Raw genomic sequence first — 16,223 nt, forward strand, 5'->3', positions numbered from 1 at the left:
GGAGGCTATTTATAAGCGGCTGCTACACGCTTTAATGTCTCACTAAGTGCTCGATACTGAAAATCAAGCACCTTTTCAATGGTGTGCCCATCGTACTGATATAACGAACTTGCCGACCGTGCCGTTTCTTTGGTTATCAGTGGACTCCTGTTCATCATCCAGGCCCGGACAGCTTCTAAAGGCCATAGCAACCGGCTTATTGTGGCTGGAATCGATACGGTCGGTGGCCGTTTATTCAGTACGGTGGCTATCTGTTCTAACAACAAACGATACGGAATGGTGCCCCCATTGAGAATGAACCGCCGGGCGCTCACGTCAGATTGCATTAGGCTCACAAGCACATCCGTTACATCCAAGACATCAACGTAATTAACTAGACCAGCCGGGTAAAAAGGCCGCTCATCGTGTACGTACTTGATAAGTTGAAGACTGCTTCGGCTCCAGTCGCCCACACCCAGCACCACAGACGGATTGACCATAACGGCATTAAGTCCCTCAGCCACACCCCGCCACACCTCCAGTTCAGCCCAGTATTTCGTTTTGGCGTACAGGGAGTTATTCGGCGAATCTTCCCATTTTAGCTCTTCATTGATCAGCATTGGCTCGCCCACGGCTCCACCTTTCACCGTTGGTCGGCCAATGGCAGCTACCGAACTCACATAACCCAGTTTTCGGACACCCGCTTTCAGGCAAACATTGACGACGTTGGCGGTTCCTTCCACATTGATCCGCTCCATTTGATCCCGATCCTTGGGCAGGAACGAGACAATGGCTGCGGCATGAATAACATCCATGTCCGGTTGAATGACAGTTTCCAGCGAGGGAATATCCAGTACATCCCCCTCATGCCAAGTAAGTTGATCAGCTACGTCGGCTAAGAGCCCATACCCGCTCGCTGGCCGAAAAAGCGCTGCAACCGAATAGCCATCAGCCAGATAACGCCGGGCAATGTGAGAGCCAATGAAGCCAGTAGCCCCGGTAATAAAGACTGATTTACGGAAGGATGATGAATTCATTCAGAATGCGTTGGAGCGTGAGGAAGCCGGGGGCCTGCCGGGCGTGGATATCTGGTTAATAATAATTGGAATATTCGATTTCCCTACGTTTGGCTTGCCGATAAATACGTTTACGCGCTTGCAGTCGAGCCGCAGGTCTTTGATGGACTTGAAGTTTTTGATTTCGACCCAGTTGAGGAAATTATTCGTATTCGGCGTGGTGTTCTCCATAGCAGCCCGGCAGTTCTCTTTGTGTAAACATAACAACGTTCGGCCCTGAATTGCTAATTTTGCGGGCAAATAAGGTTTTCCGTTCCCTGTTGGCGGTGGTTCGTTAAGGCCACGGTTAAACCGAAGACCAGAAACCGAAAACCGAAAACCAATCTATGTCTCAAGAAAATCCACAACGCTATACCGTTACGGCGGCCCTGATCTACGCAAACGGTCCGATCCACATCGGACACCTTGCCGGTTGCTACCTGCCCGCCGATATTTATGTTCGATACCTCCGGTCGACGGGTAAAGACGTCGCATTCATCAGCGGGACCGACGAACATGGTGTACCCATCACGATCAAGGCAAAAAAAGAAGGCATCACCCCACAACAGGTCGTCGATAAGTATTACGGCCAGATCAAGCAGGCGTTCAATGACTTCGGAATCTCGTTCGATATTTACTCACGCACATCGAATCAGATCCATCACAAAACGTCGCAGGAGTTTTTTACGAAACTGTACGAGCAGGGTGATTTTGACGAGGAAGTAACTGAACAATACTTTGATGAAGTAGCCGGGCAGTTTCTGGCCGACCGCTACATCGTTGGCACCTGCCCGGTTTGCGGCAACCCCAATGCCTATGGCGATCAGTGCGAACGGTGCGGCACGGCCCTCAGTCCCATCGAACTCGTTGAGCCCCATTCTATGCTGTCGGGCTCCAAGCCGATTCTGCGTTCAACCAAAAACTGGTTTCTGCCGCTGGACCGGATGCAACCTAAAATTGATGAGTACGTCAATAGTCATCCGGAATGGAAAACCAACGTGGCTGGTGCGTGCCGGTCGTGGCTGAACGAAGGATTGCGCCCACGCGCTATGACCCGCGACCTGGAGTGGGGCATTAAAGTACCCCTCCCCGATGCGGACGGTAAAGTGCTGTATGTTTGGTTCGACGCGCCCATTGGCTATATTTCCATGACCAAGGAATGGGCCGAAGAGCAAGGCCGTGACTGGGAATTATACTGGCGTGACGAACACACCAAACTTGTCCACTTTATCGGAAAGGACAACATCGTCTTCCACTGCATCATTTTCCCGGCTATGCTGATGGCCGAGGGAAGCTACATTCTGGCGGATAACGTACCAGCAAACGAGTTTATGAACCTCGAAGGCGATAAAATCAGTACCTCGCGCAACTGGGCCGTCTGGCTGCATGAGTACCTCGACGAGTTGCCGGGTAAGCAGGACGTACTGCGTTATGTACTGGCGGCCAACGCCCCAGAAACCAAAGACAGTGAGTTCACCTGGAAAGATTTTCAGGCGCGCAACAACAACGAACTGGTTGCGGTGTTCGGCAATTTTGTAAACCGGGCCGTTGTGCTGACTCAGAAATTCTGCGATAACCATGTTCCTGTTCGGGGCGAACTGACCGAGTACGACAAAACGGTCTTTAACGAGCTGGCCCTGTTTCCGGATCGCATCGGTCAGTCTATTGCTCAATATAAGTTCCGGGAAGCGCTGGCTCACCTTATGGATCTGGCACGCCTGGGCAACAAGTACCTGGCCGAAACTGAACCCTGGAAAGTCGTCAAGACCGACCCACTTCGCGCAAACACGATCCTGAACATTGCCCTTCAGATTTCGGCTAACCTGAGTATTCTCTGCGAACCTTTTTTGCCGTTCACAAGTGAGAAATTGCGCAGTCAGCTCAACATCACCGAGCACTTCAACTGGACCAATGCCGGTCGGACCGATTTACTGACCGAAGGTCATTTGCTGGGTAAAGGAGAACTTCTGTTCGCTAAAATCGAGGACGACGAAATCAATACACAGATTCAGAAACTACTGAATGCCAAACACATGAATGAGTTAGAAACCAAGAATGTTCCGCCCCTTCGGGATGAAATCAGTTACGACGACTTTGCCAAAATGGACATTCGCATTGGCACGATTACCGAAGCCGAACGCGTACCCAAAAGCGATAAACTTCTGAAATTAAAGGTGGACGACGGCCTAGGCGGACGTCAGATTCTGAGCGGCATTGCCAAGCATTTTGCACCCGAAGACATCATCGGAAAGCAGGTAACGTTTCTGGCTAACCTGGCCCCTCGCAAAATGATGGGTTTTGAATCGCAGGGCATGATTCTGATGGCCGAAGACCGCGATGGAAAACTAGCCCTCATCGCTCCCGGCGATGCTGTCTGGAACGGAGGAACGGTCAGTTAACGTATCAGTTGGCCTGATTTTGACAAGCCGGAAGGATTCGCTTTCCGGCTTTTTTGTGATAACAAGGCAAGCCACTGCGATTATATCCGTTGCCCGGCAAATGCCTGTTCTGGTGAAACGTTCGGCTTGAAAACACTGTTACCCATCTGAACTTGCCCTGTAGTTACCCCTGTGAACGAAGAACAAAAAAGCGCCGGCCGGATATTTGACCTGGCTATCCTCCGGCGATTATACGCGTTTATAAAACCGTACCAGACGCGCTTTTACCTCCTGATTGGCATTATTATGCTGGCGGCCTGTCTGGCTCCGCTGACTCCCCTGCTCATTCGCTACACCATCGACAACGTCATTGCCGAAGGAGATTACCAGCAGCTGACGATCATGCTGGTCATCATGATTGGTGTACTTGTTGTTCAGGCAGTAATCCAGTTTTTAAATACATACCTGTCTGGCTGGCTGGGCCAATACGTGATTCGTGATATTCGGGTACAGCTTTACCGAAAAATACTTCATCTGCGACTCAAATTCTTTGACAATACCCCTATCGGTCGATTGGTGACGCGCTCGATCTCCGATGTCGAAACGCTAGCGGATGTATTCAGCGAAGGCATGGCCGCTATCGCAGGTGACATTCTGCAACTGGTCCTCATTATTGGTGTCATGTTCTATACCGACTGGCGACTGGCGGCAATCAGCCTGTCGACCATTCCGGTTATGCTGTTCAGTACCTATGTGTTCAAGGAAAAGATCAAAACATCGTTCAATGAAGTCCGGACGGCGGTGGCCAACCTGAATTCGTTTGTTCAGGAACACATCACGGGCATGAACATTGTCCAGATTTTCGGCAGTGAAAAAATTGAAGCCGAGAAGTTCAAAGCCATCAACAACGAGCATCGGGCCGCCAACATTCGGTCTATCTGGTATTATTCGGTCTACTATCCCGTTGCCGATATTATTTCGGCGGTGGCCGTTGGCCTGGTCGTTTGGTACGGCGCGCAGCAGATCATCAGTTCAGACGTGACGTTCGGGACAGTTACGGCTTTTGTCATGTTTATCAACCTGTTCTTTCGCCCGATCAGGATGCTGGCCGACCGATTTAACACGCTTCAGATGGGTATCGTGAGCACCGACCGTATCCTGAAGTTGCTGGACAGCGACGAGTTCACCGTTGACAACGGCACTTATGCACCTGCCACCATCCGGGGAGCCGTTGAGTTTACGGATGTCTGGTTTGCCTATAACAATGAAGATTGGGTACTGCGCGACATCTCGTTCCGGGTCAATGCGGGCGAAACGGTGGCCTTTGTAGGCGCAACAGGCGCAGGCAAGTCGTCTATTATCAACTTATTAAGCCGTTTTTACGACATTAACAAAGGCGAGATACGCGTTGATGGCAGGGACATTCATGAGTATGAACTGGGTCATCTGCGCCGGAATATCGGCGTCGTGTTACAGGATGTGTTTCTTTTCTCCGACACCATCGAGAACAATATTACGCTGGGCGACAAACGAATCAGCCGGGAGAAAATAGTGGAAGCGGCCAAACTGGTTGGCGTTCACGATTTCATCGAACGCTTACCCGGTGGCTACGAATACAACGTAATGGAGCGCGGGTCCACCCTTTCGGTTGGGCAGCGTCAGTTGATCTCCTTCGTTCGGGCCATGGTACAGGATCCCAAGATCATCGTCCTTGATGAAGCGACCTCGTCGGTGGATACCGAAACCGAAGAAATGATTCAGGATGCCATTGGCAAACTGATGAAAGGACGCACAGCCATTGTCATTGCTCACCGGCTCTCCACGATTCAGAAGGCGAACAACATCATTGTGGTAGATAAGGGACGCATCGTTGAACAGGGCAACCACGAGGAGTTGTTGCAGCAGGAAGGCTTCTACGCCAACCTGTACCGGATGCAATACAAAGAAGTCGTTTAGGACCAGAGCCGGGGCTCGTTCTTTGTACTTCCGAGAAAACGTAACTTACCCGTGGCGGTATTATCGACGGTCGGACAAGCAGCGTAGATGATCAGGTGGCCCGTTAGTCGCGCAGAGCGGCTTCTTCGTCCTCGGGTCCGGCACCCGTTGTGCCTTCGGTAATTACCTTATGACCTGACACGTTCGGCTTATCATTCATGGGCCCAGGTCCGCTGCCATCGAGGGCATACGCTATCGAAGCGGCTAAATCATCGGGCGCGAGTTTCGCAGACTTCTCGACGGGTTTAGGGTATTCTTCACCAGCGCGCTGATCAATCACTTCCTCATCAGCGGTGGGATCATTGTCCATACCAGATGGAACACGGCTGGACGTGCCGCCAGTCAATTCGTCGGAATCAGGGCTGAAGTGTCGCATGGGCGTTGATGAGTTTGATTTTCTCTATAACCCGCGAAACAGGCGTGCTGTTTTATTCCTCGGCCAGTTTCTTGACCATGATCTTGTCAATCCGGCTCTTGTCCATATCAACAATTTCGAAGCGGTATCCATGCCAGACGAATGATTCTCCCGCCTGAGGAATGTCTTTCAGAATGTATAGCGCAAAGCCACCCAGTGTATCAAAGCCCGTTAATTCACGACGAGTCTGGGCGTTGATATTGATCGACAATGACGACAGGAAATCCTCGAACGGAAGTTGTGCGTCGATGAGATAGCTCCCGTCTTCGCGCTCCCGGATTTCGTAATCGGAATGGACATCGTCGTTGATATCGCCCACCAGCACATCCAGAATGTCATTCAGGGTAATAACACCCAACACGCCCCCGTATTCATCCACAATGACACCCACGTACTGTCTGCGCTCCCGAAACCGTTCCAGAACCTGATAGGCCCGGTTATTTTCCGGAATAAATAGCACATCCCGTTTCATATCGCCCAGGTGCAGAAGCTCCGAGTCCAGGTCTCTGCCTAAGAAGTCTTTCGTGTAGATCAGTCCAACCACTTCATCGACTCCCCCGTTGCAGAGCGGATAAACCGAGTGTTTGTGCTCCAGAATCCTGGCTTTGTTTTCAATCGGATCATCTTCCAGATCGAGGTACACAATCTCCTGCCGGTTCGTCATGAGGGAAGTAATCTTACGATCGCCCAGCTGAAAAACGTTCTGCACGATTTCCTGCTCAATTTCTTCGATAGCTCCTCCCGAGGTTCCTTCCTGAATCAGGCTTTTAATTTCCTCCTCAGTTACCGCACTTTCGTTCGGCCGAACATTCAATAGCTTCAGCAGTAAATCGCTCGAAATGGTCAGTAAGGCAATAAACGGCGACGTTAACCGCGAAAGCAAAAGCATCGGCGCGGCCATGGTTTTGGCAATGCCTTCCGGATTGGACAGGCCAATTCGCTTTGGTACCAGTTCGCCGAAAACCAGCGACAGATAGGTTAGCAGCAGAAGTACCAGCACGACCGCTACCGAATGTGCATATGGACGAATAAATTCAACCTGGGCCACATACGCCTGCACATCAGTCGTCAGTTTATCGCCCGAAAAAATACCGAGTAAAATACCGATCAGGGTTATGCCGATTTGTACCGTTGACAGGAAGCGGTTGGGAGAATTAGACAGATCGAGGGCAACCTGAGCCTGGCGATCTCCGTTTTTGGCGGCTATTTCTAACTTGGATTTGCGAGAGGAGACTAGAGCGATTTCTGACATCGAAAACACACCGTTCACCAGTGTCAGAAGAAAAATAATGAGGAGTTCCACAAAGAGGATGATTGGCCTGTTGCAAAAATATAGAAATGGAACTGGTTTGCAACAGACTCAACAGTGCGACAGACCATCTGTTTTGCTACTTTTACGCTTCGAACCGTTAATTTTCTGATGATTGTCTTTATTAATGACCGGCCTATTCGGCTCGTTGGCCCAAAAGCCGCTGCTCAACTGACGAATCCTGCGTTGGCAAATCACCCGGAATTCATTGACTATGATCAACTTGTCGATGCACGACTGGAGGTTTTGAAGCCAGATGCCCTGCACGGCCACCTGCTAATCATCAACGCTACGCCTGCCACGGTCAATAAACTGCTTACGCTGCTTCAGAAAGCCAATGCGGGTCAGCTTCTTTCCATTACCCTGGGTTGCCTGAATAAAGATGATTGCGAGGAGGCCATAAAAAAACCGTTCAAGATTATTAAAGCCGCAGGGGGCGTGGTTTTTAAGGGCGACAAGATGCTGCTTATGTTTCGGCGGGGCGTCTGGGATCTTCCCAAAGGCAAACTGGATAATGGTGAAACATCGCGAAAGGGAGCCGCTCGTGAGGTTCAGGAAGAAACGGGGGTTCAGGTTTCCGTCGGTGAACGAGTCTGTACGACCTGGCACACGTACACCCAGAATGGCAACCGTATTCTGAAACGCACGAAATGGTATAAAATGTCGGTCATCAATGACAGCCGCATGGCTCCACAGACCGAAGAAGATATTGAAAAACTCGCCTGGTTTGATCGTCGGGAAACGAAGCTGGCCTTAACCAATTCGTTCAGTTCGATCCGGTATGTGTTTGATCAGTTAGATGCATAGGACAGGAACAGGAATACGTTCCTGTTCACTTTGCCTTATCCGGATCCTGGTTCTGTAGTTGATACGGCAGAAATTCATCAACATCCTGACCATACCGATGCAGGTCACGAACAATGCTGGAACTGATGGGTGCCAGATGCGGTGAGGTAATCAGAAAAACAGTCTCTACGTCTTCGTAAATGTACCGGTTAACCTGCGATATGCCGTTTTCGTATTCAAAATCGGTCGTGTTACGCAACCCACGCAGCAGGAACCTGGCCCCGATGGAACGGGCCACGTTGGCCGTCAGGCCGTCATAGCTCATCACCCGAACAGCGGGCTGGTGGCGAAAAGCACTCTCAATTAACTCCGTCATCTGCTCGAGCGGAAAGTAGCGCACCTTGTGGGCATTTCGCCCAATGCCAATAACTACTTCGTCGAATAGCTGTAACCCACGCAGAACAATATCTTCATGACCCTTGGTGAACGGGTCGAATGAACCAGGAAAAAGGGCGATGCGCTTCATAGTGAATGGATGCGTGAATATGTATTCGACTTATTCACCAAGTAAGCCCAGTCCGTACAGACTTAAATACCGATGATCGGGCAGATCATCAAAATCAGGGGCTACGGACAGACCAGGGGGTGTTTGTCCGAAGGACAAGTTAGGCAGGAACCGACTCAATTCAGCGTACGCTTCCGCAAAAGGCGTTATTTCGCCGTAAAGAATGATTCGGATTTGCTCCGCGCTCAACTTCTGTTCGTCAAGCACGTACAACAGGTAATAGGTTAAATCCTGTACGTTTTTGTACCCGAAGCGATTGCAGTAACGGACCTGGTGTGCATGGCGATATATGACCGTGACAAACTCATCTTCAAAGAACAGATAAACGTTATCGGGTGTCAGCGCATGACGATCCAGGTTGGCGGTGGCCTGAATCAGCGCTCCCACCTGATGAACAAAGACCAGGGGCTGAAGCGGATACATCTCCGAGAAAAAATCGGCCAGCGGGTGTTCGAGGTTGAAGACCGACAAAAACCCCTCCGACGGATGAGCGAATGCCTGCGCAAACTCGTGTGCCGGCAGGGCACTTCCCCGCATCAGGGCCAGGTAACTACCGGCATATTCTTTCCGGAAAAGTGGCGCGGGCACAAGTGTGAACGAAGGCGAGTTTACGCCAATGCGTATTTCCTGCCACGGTCCGGCCGACAGAACCGGATGTTCCCGAAAAACGTCCGGTAAAATACCCGTCATGGACCGATCGGTCAGCAGGGATGAAAATGTGTAATCGCTGAGGTAGACACCACGCCCCCGCTTATCCTGCACCAGTATCCGGAACCGATCCCGCCCAACCTCCAGACTTAATACCGATTGGTCGGTATGCCGCGGATCGAACGAGTCGGAGCCAATGGAAACAGTAGGTGTAACGGTCACAGCGATTTGCACAATATCGAATAACTAAAGTTTACGGGTAGATCGATTAACGTCATTAAAACGGGCAATCAATTTCCAATATTTTCACTGCAGATAACCGCTCAGTTTAAAAACATCATCGAGCGACTGGCAGTAGCGGAACAACGCATGTACCTCTTCCGGCGGATAACTCTTTATCTCATCGAAGCTCATCAACCGAACTTCTTCGATAATTTGCCCATCGAGACTCATTTCGGGGTCAACTCCTTGGCGAAGTACCCCGCCCGTTACCCGCACGGTAAAGAACAATTCCATGGCGTGGAGGGGCGGCTGCATGAACTCATTCACAAACAGCATATCACCGATTTCGACCTCAAGCCCGGTTTCTTCAATGAATTCCCGAACTAGGGCTGCGGGGGCTGTTTCACTGAACTGAGCCCCGCCACCTGGGGGGCACCAGAACGTATCAGTAGGACCAATGCCCCGGTGTCGAACCATCAGCAATCGTTCATCTTCCCGATGCAGGCCGCAGACGCGCAGCCGGAGCCGGTTTCCATACAATTTAAGAACCTCTTCCCGAGGAGTGTCAGCTACTTGCGTCACGGTCTGTTACGTATTTGGGGACGCAAAGGTAAGGAAATTAGCCTGTATGATGTATGATATAAGTTGTATTTACCCGGCTACATCATACATCCTATGGCCTGCATTCAATCAATACGGGCTTCCGGATATGTAGCTTTCGAGCGAGTCAATGCGGGTTTTCTGATCACGGATAATGGCCGTAACAATGTCATTGATCGAAATAATACCGATCAGGTTTCCTTTTTCCATAACCGGCAGGTGCCGGATGTGCCGATCTGACATGATAATCATACCATCCTCCAGTGATTGTTCAGGCTCGATGGTGATAACGCTCGCCGTCATAACGTCGGCAATGCGGGTGTCATCGGAGTGACGATCCTTCAGAATCACTTTGCGGGCATAATCCCGTTCAGAAAAAATGCCGGTCAGTACACCCTTGTCGACAACCAGCAAAGCACCGATGTTTTTTTCGGCCATGACCTTAAGTCCATCCAGTACGGTTTGATCGGACGAGACACTATAGAGCGCGTTAACTGACTTTCCCTGAAGTATTTGACGTATGTTCATTGGGCTAAAGGTTTAGTGGCGGGTGAATATAAGAAAAAGGGTGAACGAGCGAAAGGAGATGCCGAGAAAGGAGCGAAAAATAAAAGACAGAGCTCGTTTCTCTGCTTTCCAGTCTCCCCCTTTTTGTGTAAATTAGTCGCATGAACGAAACCAAAGCGGCTGCCGAATTGCTAGCCAAACGTTTCCCTTTTAAGCCTACTCCCGGCCAGGAACAGTTTTTTGAACAGATTGGCCATTTCATTACTCCTCAGGAAGTTGAACACTACCGCGATTGCTTTTTGCTGCGGGGTTACGCCGGTACCGGGAAAACGACACTCGTTGGTACACTCATCAAGGTACTTCCTCGGTTTGGGTATAAATCAGTGCTGCTGGCGCCTACCGGACGGGCCGCCAAAGTGATGACGAACTACGCCAAGAAGGCTGCGCAAACCATTCACCGGAAAATATACCGGCAGGTGGCCGAGCCGGGTTCGGGTAGCCTGGCCTTTCAACGGCAGAAAAATTACCATGAAGACACGCTGTTTATCGTCGACGAGGCATCGATGATTTCGGACGAAGCCGATTTCGGTGGCAAGGGACTTCTGACAGACCTGATCGACTATGTCTTCGAAAACCCCGGCAACAAGCTTATGCTTGTCGGCGATACCGCTCAGCTGCCCCCCGTTGGTCGAGAGTTGAGTCCCGCCCTGGACCGGGGGTTTCTGGCGAGTGCCTTCGACATGACCGTATATGAACAGGAATTGACCGAAGTCATGCGGCAGGACGAAGAATCGGGTATTCTGTACAACGCAACCGGCCTGCGCCTGTTGCTCGATGGGATTTCGGCTACCCCCAAAGCCGTTGGATTTGACGCCCTCGTTGGCGATGGCTCTGACTCCACTCCTGCCGAAATGCCGCCAATTCAGCTCAACGTGCGGTCGTTCAATGACATCTACAAAATGCCCTTGATGAAGCTGGAAGACGGCATTCGGTATGCGTACGACAAATATGGCCGTGAGAATACGGCTATCATCTGCCGATCGAACAAAACGGCAGTGCAATACAACCAGTTTGTTCGACGAATGATTGACCAGTGCGAAGAAGAACTCGACGCGGGCGATATGCTGATGATTGCCCGAAACAATTATACCGTTCTGGACGAAGATTCTCCGGCGGGGTTCCTGGCCAATGGCGAGTTTGCGGAAGTGCAGAAGATTCGAAACAAAGAGGAAATGCATGGCTTCCGGTTCGCAACCGTTACCCTGCACCTGGTGGACTATGAGGAGCAACCTGATTTCGATGCGAAAATTATGCTCGATACGCTGCATACACCCGTGCCCTCACTGACCGCCGATCAATATAAGTCTCTGTACGAAAGTGTATCGAAGGACTACTTTTATATCAAGAGCAAAAAAGAACGATCAGAAGCCATCCGGCGCGACCCCTATCTGAACGCATTACAGGTCAAATTTGCGTATGCGCTCACCTGTCATAAGGCGCAGGGTGGCCAGTGGAGCGCTGTTTTTGTCGATCAGGGCTTCTTGCCCGAAGGGCAGGTAAACGACGAATTTGTCCGTTGGCTTTATACCGCCCTGACCCGGGCAACGGATGAAGCGTTCCTGATGAATTTCAATCCGCAGTTTTTCGGGTAAAACTATCGTTTCGGTTTGCTGTTTTTAGTATATGGCTGGCTAGCCGTACCGGCGGACCGGCCTAAGCTATCTTTGCGTCGGTAGACCTTATACCAAAACCTGTAAACCCAGAAAATATGTCCCTCGATTGGATTATGAGTGCCTGCATTGGCGTCGGCCTGGCGGCCTGCTGCGGGTTTCGGGTGTTTGTACCGCTGCTGATTGCCAGCGCAGCGACAAAACTTGGCCTGATTGGCACAATGGCTGGTTTTGAGTGGCTTAGTGGCTGGCCTGTTCTGCTGGGCCTTACGGTTGCCACGGTCTTTGAGGTTGGCGCTTATTACATTCCCTGGCTCGACAATCTGCTCGATACCGTTGCCACACCCGCATCCATTTTGGCGGGCACCCTACTGAGTACGTCGTTTCTGCACATCGACAACCCCGTTATCCATTGGGGGCTTGGCTTAATGCTTGGCGGTAGTTCGGCCGGGATTGTTCAGGCGGGAACAAGTTTATTACGACTCGGCTCAACAGCAACGACCGGTGGGATCGCTAACCCGGTAGTCGCCACCGGCGAGAATGTAGCCTCGTTAGGTTTGTCCGTGTTTACAATTTTTCTGCCACTCGTAGCGATGGTTATCATCGCTCTGATCCTGATTTTCATCATTGGTCGTCTGGTATCCCGCCGGAAAGTCTGGTTTACGAAGGCGTCTACTAAACAGACAGGTGGACCGATCAGCCAGATACCCCGAAGCAGCAACGGACGGCTATAATGCCTGACCGAACGAATTGTTTGTACTTCAGTTAATTACTCCAACATCAGAATAATCAACTGAAGCACAAACAATTCGGTCAGATATTACAACGTAGCGACCGTCCGCTTCACAAACGCGGTCAGATCAGCTCCGGTAAGCATATTTTGCGAGAGTAACGCCAAGTCGTACACTTGTTTGACAAGGGCCTTTTGCGTATCGGCTTCGGTTTCCGCCAGAATTTTGCCAATCAAGGGATGGTTTCCATTAACGACCACATTGTGCGTCATGGGGAAGTTTCCGTAGAATGACTGCTCTCCAGACAGTGCCGACATATCTTTCATCCGACGCATAAACTCCGGCAGGGTAATCGTAACGGGTAGTTCATCCGTTGGCTGGGCTTCGATGCTTACGTTCAGCATTTTGTTATCCAGCACCTGGTCGAATACCTCTTTCAGTTTCGTCTGATCGGCCTCCGACAGAACACTTTCGCTGTTCAGTCCTTTGTCGATCAGCTTATCCAGTGTATCGGCATCAACCCGCTGGAAATTAACCTTTTCCAGCTTCTGTTCGAGGGCATTGATGAAGTGTGCATCGATAACGTTATCCAGCAGTAGGACATCATATCCGCGCCGACGAGCCGATTCGATATAGGCATCCTGTTGCTTACGATCCGACGTGTAGAGCAGCACCAGCGTCTCGTTTTTATCGGTCTGGTTGGCCTGCACTTTCTCGCGGTATTCGTCCAGCGTAGCAAATTCACCTTCCGTATTTTTAAGTAGGACAAAGTTTTTGGCTTTCTCCCAAAACTTGTCGTCGCTCAAAATACCGTATTTGATGAATAGACCAATATCGTCGAACTTTTCTTCGAACGACTTGCGGTCGGCATTGAACAGGTCATTCAGCTTGTCCGCTACCTTACGGGTAATGTAGCCGTTGATCTTCTTGACATTCGTGTCCGATTGCAGGAAGCTGCGCGACACGTTGAGCGGAATATCCGGCGAGTCGATGACCCCATGCAGCATCATCAGGAAGTCAGGAACAACGTCTTTTACCTCATCGGTAATGAATACCTGACGGCTGTAAAGCTGGATTTTCTCGCGCTGAAACCGCAATTCGTTTTTGATGCGGGGAAAATAGAGGATACCGGTCAGATTGAACGGATAGTCGACATTCAGGTGAATCCAGAACAACGGCTCCTCGCTCATTGGGTACAGCTCCCGATAGAAGGTTTTGTAATCTTCGTCGGTTAGTTCCGATGGCGATTTGGTCCAGATCGGGCTCGTGTTGTTCACGACCTTCCCGTCAAACTCTACGGGTACGGGCAGGAATCGGGCGTATTTGTCCAGGATGCCCTGCAAACGACCTTTGTTCAGAAACTCCTCCGAGTCCGGAGCAACGTGCAGAATAATATCCGTTCCGCGTTCGGCGCGCTCGGCGGGTGACAATTCATATTCGGTTGAGCCATCGCACGTCCAGCGAACGGCTTGTGAACCATCCCGGTATGATTTTGTGACAATATCAACCGTCTCAGCCACCATAAATGCCGAGTAAAACCCTAAGCCAAAATGACCAATGATCTGGCCTTTGTCGTCGGTCTTATCTTTATATTTTTCCAGAAAATCCGTTGCGCCGGAGAAGGCAATCTGGTTGATATATTTCTTGATTTCATCGGCTGTCATGCCGAGACCATTGTCGCTAATGGTTATCGTCTTTGCCTCTTCGTCGAGCGATACGGTCACTTTCAGGTCGCCCAGTTCGCCACCGAACTCCCCAAACGACGCAAGTTGACGTAGTTTCTGAGTAGCATCTACGGCGTTGGAGACCAGCTCCCGCAGAAAAATCTCGTGGTCAGAATAAAGGAATTTCTTAATGATCGGGAAAATATTCTCGGTGTGGATCGAGATCTGGCCCCGCGTGGACTCGCCCCGCGTGGACTCACCTTGTTCGTTTTGTACTGCTTCCATAATTTAGTCAGAATGAGATTATGAATCTGATTAGGCGACGTCAAATCCTGTTCCACCCTCTTCATTTGTGACACATTGACAGAGTTGCGGGGCTGGAGCGGCAGAAATTGACGTTTTAACCATCACAAATTCGCCGTTAACGAACAGGCAATACCCATTGGTTGTTATGCCTGCCTATGCCTACGACCGCTTACACTGACATAACGCTGCCCGAATTGCAGCAACTTCGCCAACAACCGCATACGGCTATTATCGATGTACGGGACGAATGGGAGTTTGACGAATTTAACCTTGGCGGACTCAACGTCCCGCTACCCGACATTCGCGCCCGGAAAGCTGAACTTCTACCCTATCAGACGTTAATCGTTATTTGCACGAACGGGGCTCGGAGCCGGGTGGCAGCCAAAGACCTGCTCCGGCAGGCCGAATTCCAGCATAAAACCATCTACCACCTGCACGGCGGCATCATTGAAGCGGTTGACTAGGTCACAATGGTGAAACCGGGCTTGGCAGCCTGCTTTTCCACCTGTGGTAGAGGAATCTGTAGAATATCATGCACGCTCACTCGAATGAGTCGGCTCAACTGGTTGAGGGGTAAATCGTTGCGCTCAAAGCCAAAGGGCTCTTCTATTTCTTCACCAATCAATTCCAGCCCAACCAGAATATACGACGTCAGCAAAACGACCGGAATGGTCAGGTAGCCGAAGGCCGTAATAACGGTGAAAGGCAACATCATGACATAAAGCAGAATGAACAGTTTGATGAACAGGGTATAGGAGAACGGAATTGGCGTACTCTTGATCCGTTCGCAGACACCGCAAACATCCATGAGCGTTGTCAAGTACTGATTCAGGTTAATATGCTGCGATTCAGAGATGTGGCCGTCGCGATACAGAATTTCCGTTTTTACCCAGAGCTGGTTGGCTACGCCCGCCGGTTTATGATCAAAGTTGCGTAAGTCACGGCGCTCGCCCTGTTCAACCATATCCAGCTCACTTAAATCAGTCATATCGCGCAGGTGATTTTTTAACGCAAACGGAAAGTTGGAGATGGCTTTGGCAAAGAAGTGTCGGCTTTCGTCATCATCTTCGGGCAAAACGGCATTGAAAAAGATGGCCAGATTGCGGCAGTTGTTTACTAGTTCGCCCCACGCCTGGCGGCCTTCGTAAAAACGGTCGTAAGCCGTGTTTGTCCTGAAAATGAGGAGCAAGCTAAGCAGAATCCCCATGGCGCTCAAAAAGGAACCGGGCGTATCTTTCAGGCGAATATCGAGGAAAGTCATTTCGCCAATCGTAACCAGCGTTACATACACACCGATGATGATCAGCTGGCGGAGGATCGCTTTTGCCGTGGGGCCGGTGTGAAAATGATAGATGGATGGCAGTAGGCCCTTGTTTTTGTAAATGATCATTCT

At 50.6% G+C, this 16,223-nt stretch carries 16 protein-coding genes; 6 read left to right on the plus strand and 10 right to left on the minus strand.

What is annotated here, in order from left to right; genetic code table 11:
- Positions 1 to 5: 5 nt before the first annotated feature.
- Both ACYU87_RS03225 and ACYU87_RS03230 read right to left on the minus strand, forming a co-directional pair.
- On the minus strand, positions 6 to 1,016 hold the full coding sequence (locus tag ACYU87_RS03225; RefSeq protein ID WP_461132582.1) for an NAD-dependent epimerase/dehydratase family protein: 1,011 nt from the start codon (positions 1,014 to 1,016) through the stop codon (positions 6 to 8).
- Positions 1,017 to 1,226, minus strand: coding sequence for an AAA family ATPase (locus ACYU87_RS03230; RefSeq protein ID WP_461132583.1), 210 nt, complete (start codon positions 1,224 to 1,226; stop codon positions 1,017 to 1,019). It lies immediately after the preceding gene.
- A gap of 155 nt (positions 1,227 to 1,381) precedes the next feature.
- Between ACYU87_RS03230 and metG the strand changes: the two genes are divergently transcribed.
- Together metG and ACYU87_RS03240 are read left to right on the plus strand one after the other, a co-directional pair.
- A complete protein-coding gene (gene metG / locus ACYU87_RS03235) occupies positions 1,382 to 3,433 on the plus strand; it encodes a methionine--tRNA ligase (RefSeq protein WP_461132584.1) in 2,052 nt (683 codons plus the stop codon).
- A gap of 171 nt (positions 3,434 to 3,604) precedes the next feature.
- Entirely contained in the window at positions 3,605 to 5,368 is a 1,764-nt protein-coding gene (locus ACYU87_RS03240) for an ABC transporter ATP-binding protein (RefSeq protein ID WP_461132585.1), read from the plus strand.
- 103 nt (positions 5,369 to 5,471) lie between these two features.
- On the opposite strand, the gene ACYU87_RS03245 is transcribed toward ACYU87_RS03240, so the two are convergent.
- Complete coding sequence (locus tag ACYU87_RS03245) at positions 5,472 to 5,783, minus strand: hypothetical protein (protein WP_461132586.1); 312 nt, start codon at positions 5,781 to 5,783, stop codon at positions 5,472 to 5,474.
- Positions 5,784 to 5,835: 52 nt separating this feature from the next.
- Positions 5,836 to 7,125, minus strand: coding sequence for a hemolysin family protein (locus ACYU87_RS03250; protein WP_461132587.1), 1,290 nt, complete (start codon positions 7,123 to 7,125; stop codon positions 5,836 to 5,838).
- Positions 7,126 to 7,242: 117 nt separating this feature from the next.
- Between ACYU87_RS03250 and ACYU87_RS03255 the strand changes: the two genes are divergently transcribed.
- Entirely contained in the window at positions 7,243 to 7,938 is a 696-nt protein-coding gene (locus tag ACYU87_RS03255; RefSeq protein ID WP_461133623.1) for an NUDIX hydrolase, read from the plus strand.
- A gap of 25 nt (positions 7,939 to 7,963) precedes the next feature.
- On the opposite strand, the gene coaD is transcribed toward ACYU87_RS03255, so the two are convergent.
- From coaD to ACYU87_RS03275, 4 genes are all read right to left on the minus strand, one after another.
- Positions 7,964 to 8,443 (minus strand): pantetheine-phosphate adenylyltransferase, encoded by a 480-nt coding sequence (coaD, locus tag ACYU87_RS03260; RefSeq protein WP_461132588.1) that lies wholly within the window; start codon positions 8,441 to 8,443, stop codon positions 7,964 to 7,966.
- A gap of 30 nt (positions 8,444 to 8,473) precedes the next feature.
- Positions 8,474 to 9,364 (minus strand): DUF3822 family protein, encoded by an 891-nt coding sequence (locus ACYU87_RS03265; protein WP_461132589.1) that lies wholly within the window; start codon positions 9,362 to 9,364, stop codon positions 8,474 to 8,476.
- A 72-nt stretch (positions 9,365 to 9,436) separates the two neighbouring features.
- Positions 9,437 to 9,934, minus strand: coding sequence for an NUDIX domain-containing protein (locus tag ACYU87_RS03270; protein ID WP_461132590.1), 498 nt, complete (start codon positions 9,932 to 9,934; stop codon positions 9,437 to 9,439).
- Positions 9,935 to 10,042: 108 nt separating this feature from the next.
- Entirely contained in the window at positions 10,043 to 10,480 is a 438-nt protein-coding gene (locus ACYU87_RS03275) for a CBS domain-containing protein (RefSeq protein ID WP_461132591.1), read from the minus strand.
- 140 nt (positions 10,481 to 10,620) lie between these two features.
- Here ACYU87_RS03275 and ACYU87_RS03280 point away from each other — a divergent pair, with 140 nt between their 5' ends.
- Together ACYU87_RS03280 and ACYU87_RS03285 are read left to right on the plus strand one after the other, a co-directional pair.
- Positions 10,621 to 12,111, plus strand: a complete 1,491-nt coding sequence (locus ACYU87_RS03280; RefSeq protein WP_461132592.1) for an ATP-dependent DNA helicase — start codon at positions 10,621 to 10,623, stop codon at positions 12,109 to 12,111.
- A gap of 116 nt (positions 12,112 to 12,227) precedes the next feature.
- A complete protein-coding gene (locus tag ACYU87_RS03285) occupies positions 12,228 to 12,863 on the plus strand; it encodes a DUF4126 domain-containing protein (protein ID WP_461132593.1) in 636 nt (211 codons plus the stop codon).
- 86 nt (positions 12,864 to 12,949) lie between these two features.
- Here ACYU87_RS03285 and htpG read toward each other — a convergent pair whose 3' ends face one another.
- A complete protein-coding gene (gene htpG / locus ACYU87_RS03290) occupies positions 12,950 to 14,809 on the minus strand; it encodes a molecular chaperone HtpG (RefSeq protein WP_461132594.1) in 1,860 nt (619 codons plus the stop codon).
- A gap of 176 nt (positions 14,810 to 14,985) precedes the next feature.
- Between htpG and ACYU87_RS03295 the strand changes: the two genes are divergently transcribed.
- Positions 14,986 to 15,294: a rhodanese-like domain-containing protein gene (locus ACYU87_RS03295; protein WP_461132595.1), complete on the plus strand. Its 309-nt coding sequence runs from the start codon at positions 14,986 to 14,988 to the stop codon at positions 15,292 to 15,294.
- Here ACYU87_RS03295 and ACYU87_RS03300 read toward each other — a convergent pair.
- Positions 15,291 to 16,220 carry a bestrophin family protein gene (locus ACYU87_RS03300; RefSeq protein ID WP_461132596.1) on the minus strand — a complete coding sequence of 310 codons (930 nt, stop codon included), beginning with the start codon at positions 16,218 to 16,220 and terminating at the stop codon, positions 15,291 to 15,293. The two genes, ACYU87_RS03295 and ACYU87_RS03300, sit on opposite strands and share 4 nt — an antisense overlap.
- Positions 16,221 to 16,223 lie beyond the last annotated feature (3 nt).

The sequence above is a fragment of the Spirosoma lituiforme genome (genome assembly GCF_054776635.1).

Excerpts from the sequence above, each read along its gene's own strand:
- coaD (WP_461132588.1), bottom strand. The coding sequence starts at position 8,443 with ATGAAGCGCATCGCCCTTTTTCCTGGTTCATTCGACCCGTTCACCAAG.
- ACYU87_RS03225 (WP_461132582.1), bottom strand. The coding sequence starts at position 1,016 with ATGAATTCATCATCCTTCCGTAAATCAGTCTTTATTACCGGGGCTACT.
- ACYU87_RS03275 (WP_461132591.1), bottom strand. The coding sequence starts at position 10,480 with ATGAACATACGTCAAATACTTCAGGGAAAGTCAGTTAACGCGCTCTAT.
- ACYU87_RS03300 (WP_461132596.1), bottom strand. The coding sequence starts at position 16,220 with ATGATCATTTACAAAAACAAGGGCCTACTGCCATCCATCTATCATTTT.
- metG (WP_461132584.1), top strand. The coding sequence starts at position 1,382 with ATGTCTCAAGAAAATCCACAACGCTATACCGTTACGGCGGCCCTGATC.
- ACYU87_RS03255 (WP_461133623.1), top strand. The coding sequence starts at position 7,243 with ATGATTGTCTTTATTAATGACCGGCCTATTCGGCTCGTTGGCCCAAAA.
- ACYU87_RS03280 (WP_461132592.1), top strand. The coding sequence starts at position 10,621 with ATGAACGAAACCAAAGCGGCTGCCGAATTGCTAGCCAAACGTTTCCCT.
- ACYU87_RS03295 (WP_461132595.1), top strand. The coding sequence starts at position 14,986 with ATGCCTACGACCGCTTACACTGACATAACGCTGCCCGAATTGCAGCAA.
- ACYU87_RS03245 (WP_461132586.1), bottom strand. The coding sequence starts at position 5,783 with ATGCGACACTTCAGCCCTGATTCCGACGAATTGACTGGCGGCACGTCC.
- htpG (WP_461132594.1), bottom strand. The coding sequence starts at position 14,809 with ATGGAAGCAGTACAAAACGAACAAGGTGAGTCCACGCGGGGCGAGTCC.
- ACYU87_RS03230 (WP_461132583.1), bottom strand. The coding sequence starts at position 1,226 with ATGGAGAACACCACGCCGAATACGAATAATTTCCTCAACTGGGTCGAA.
- ACYU87_RS03285 (WP_461132593.1), top strand. The coding sequence starts at position 12,228 with ATGTCCCTCGATTGGATTATGAGTGCCTGCATTGGCGTCGGCCTGGCG.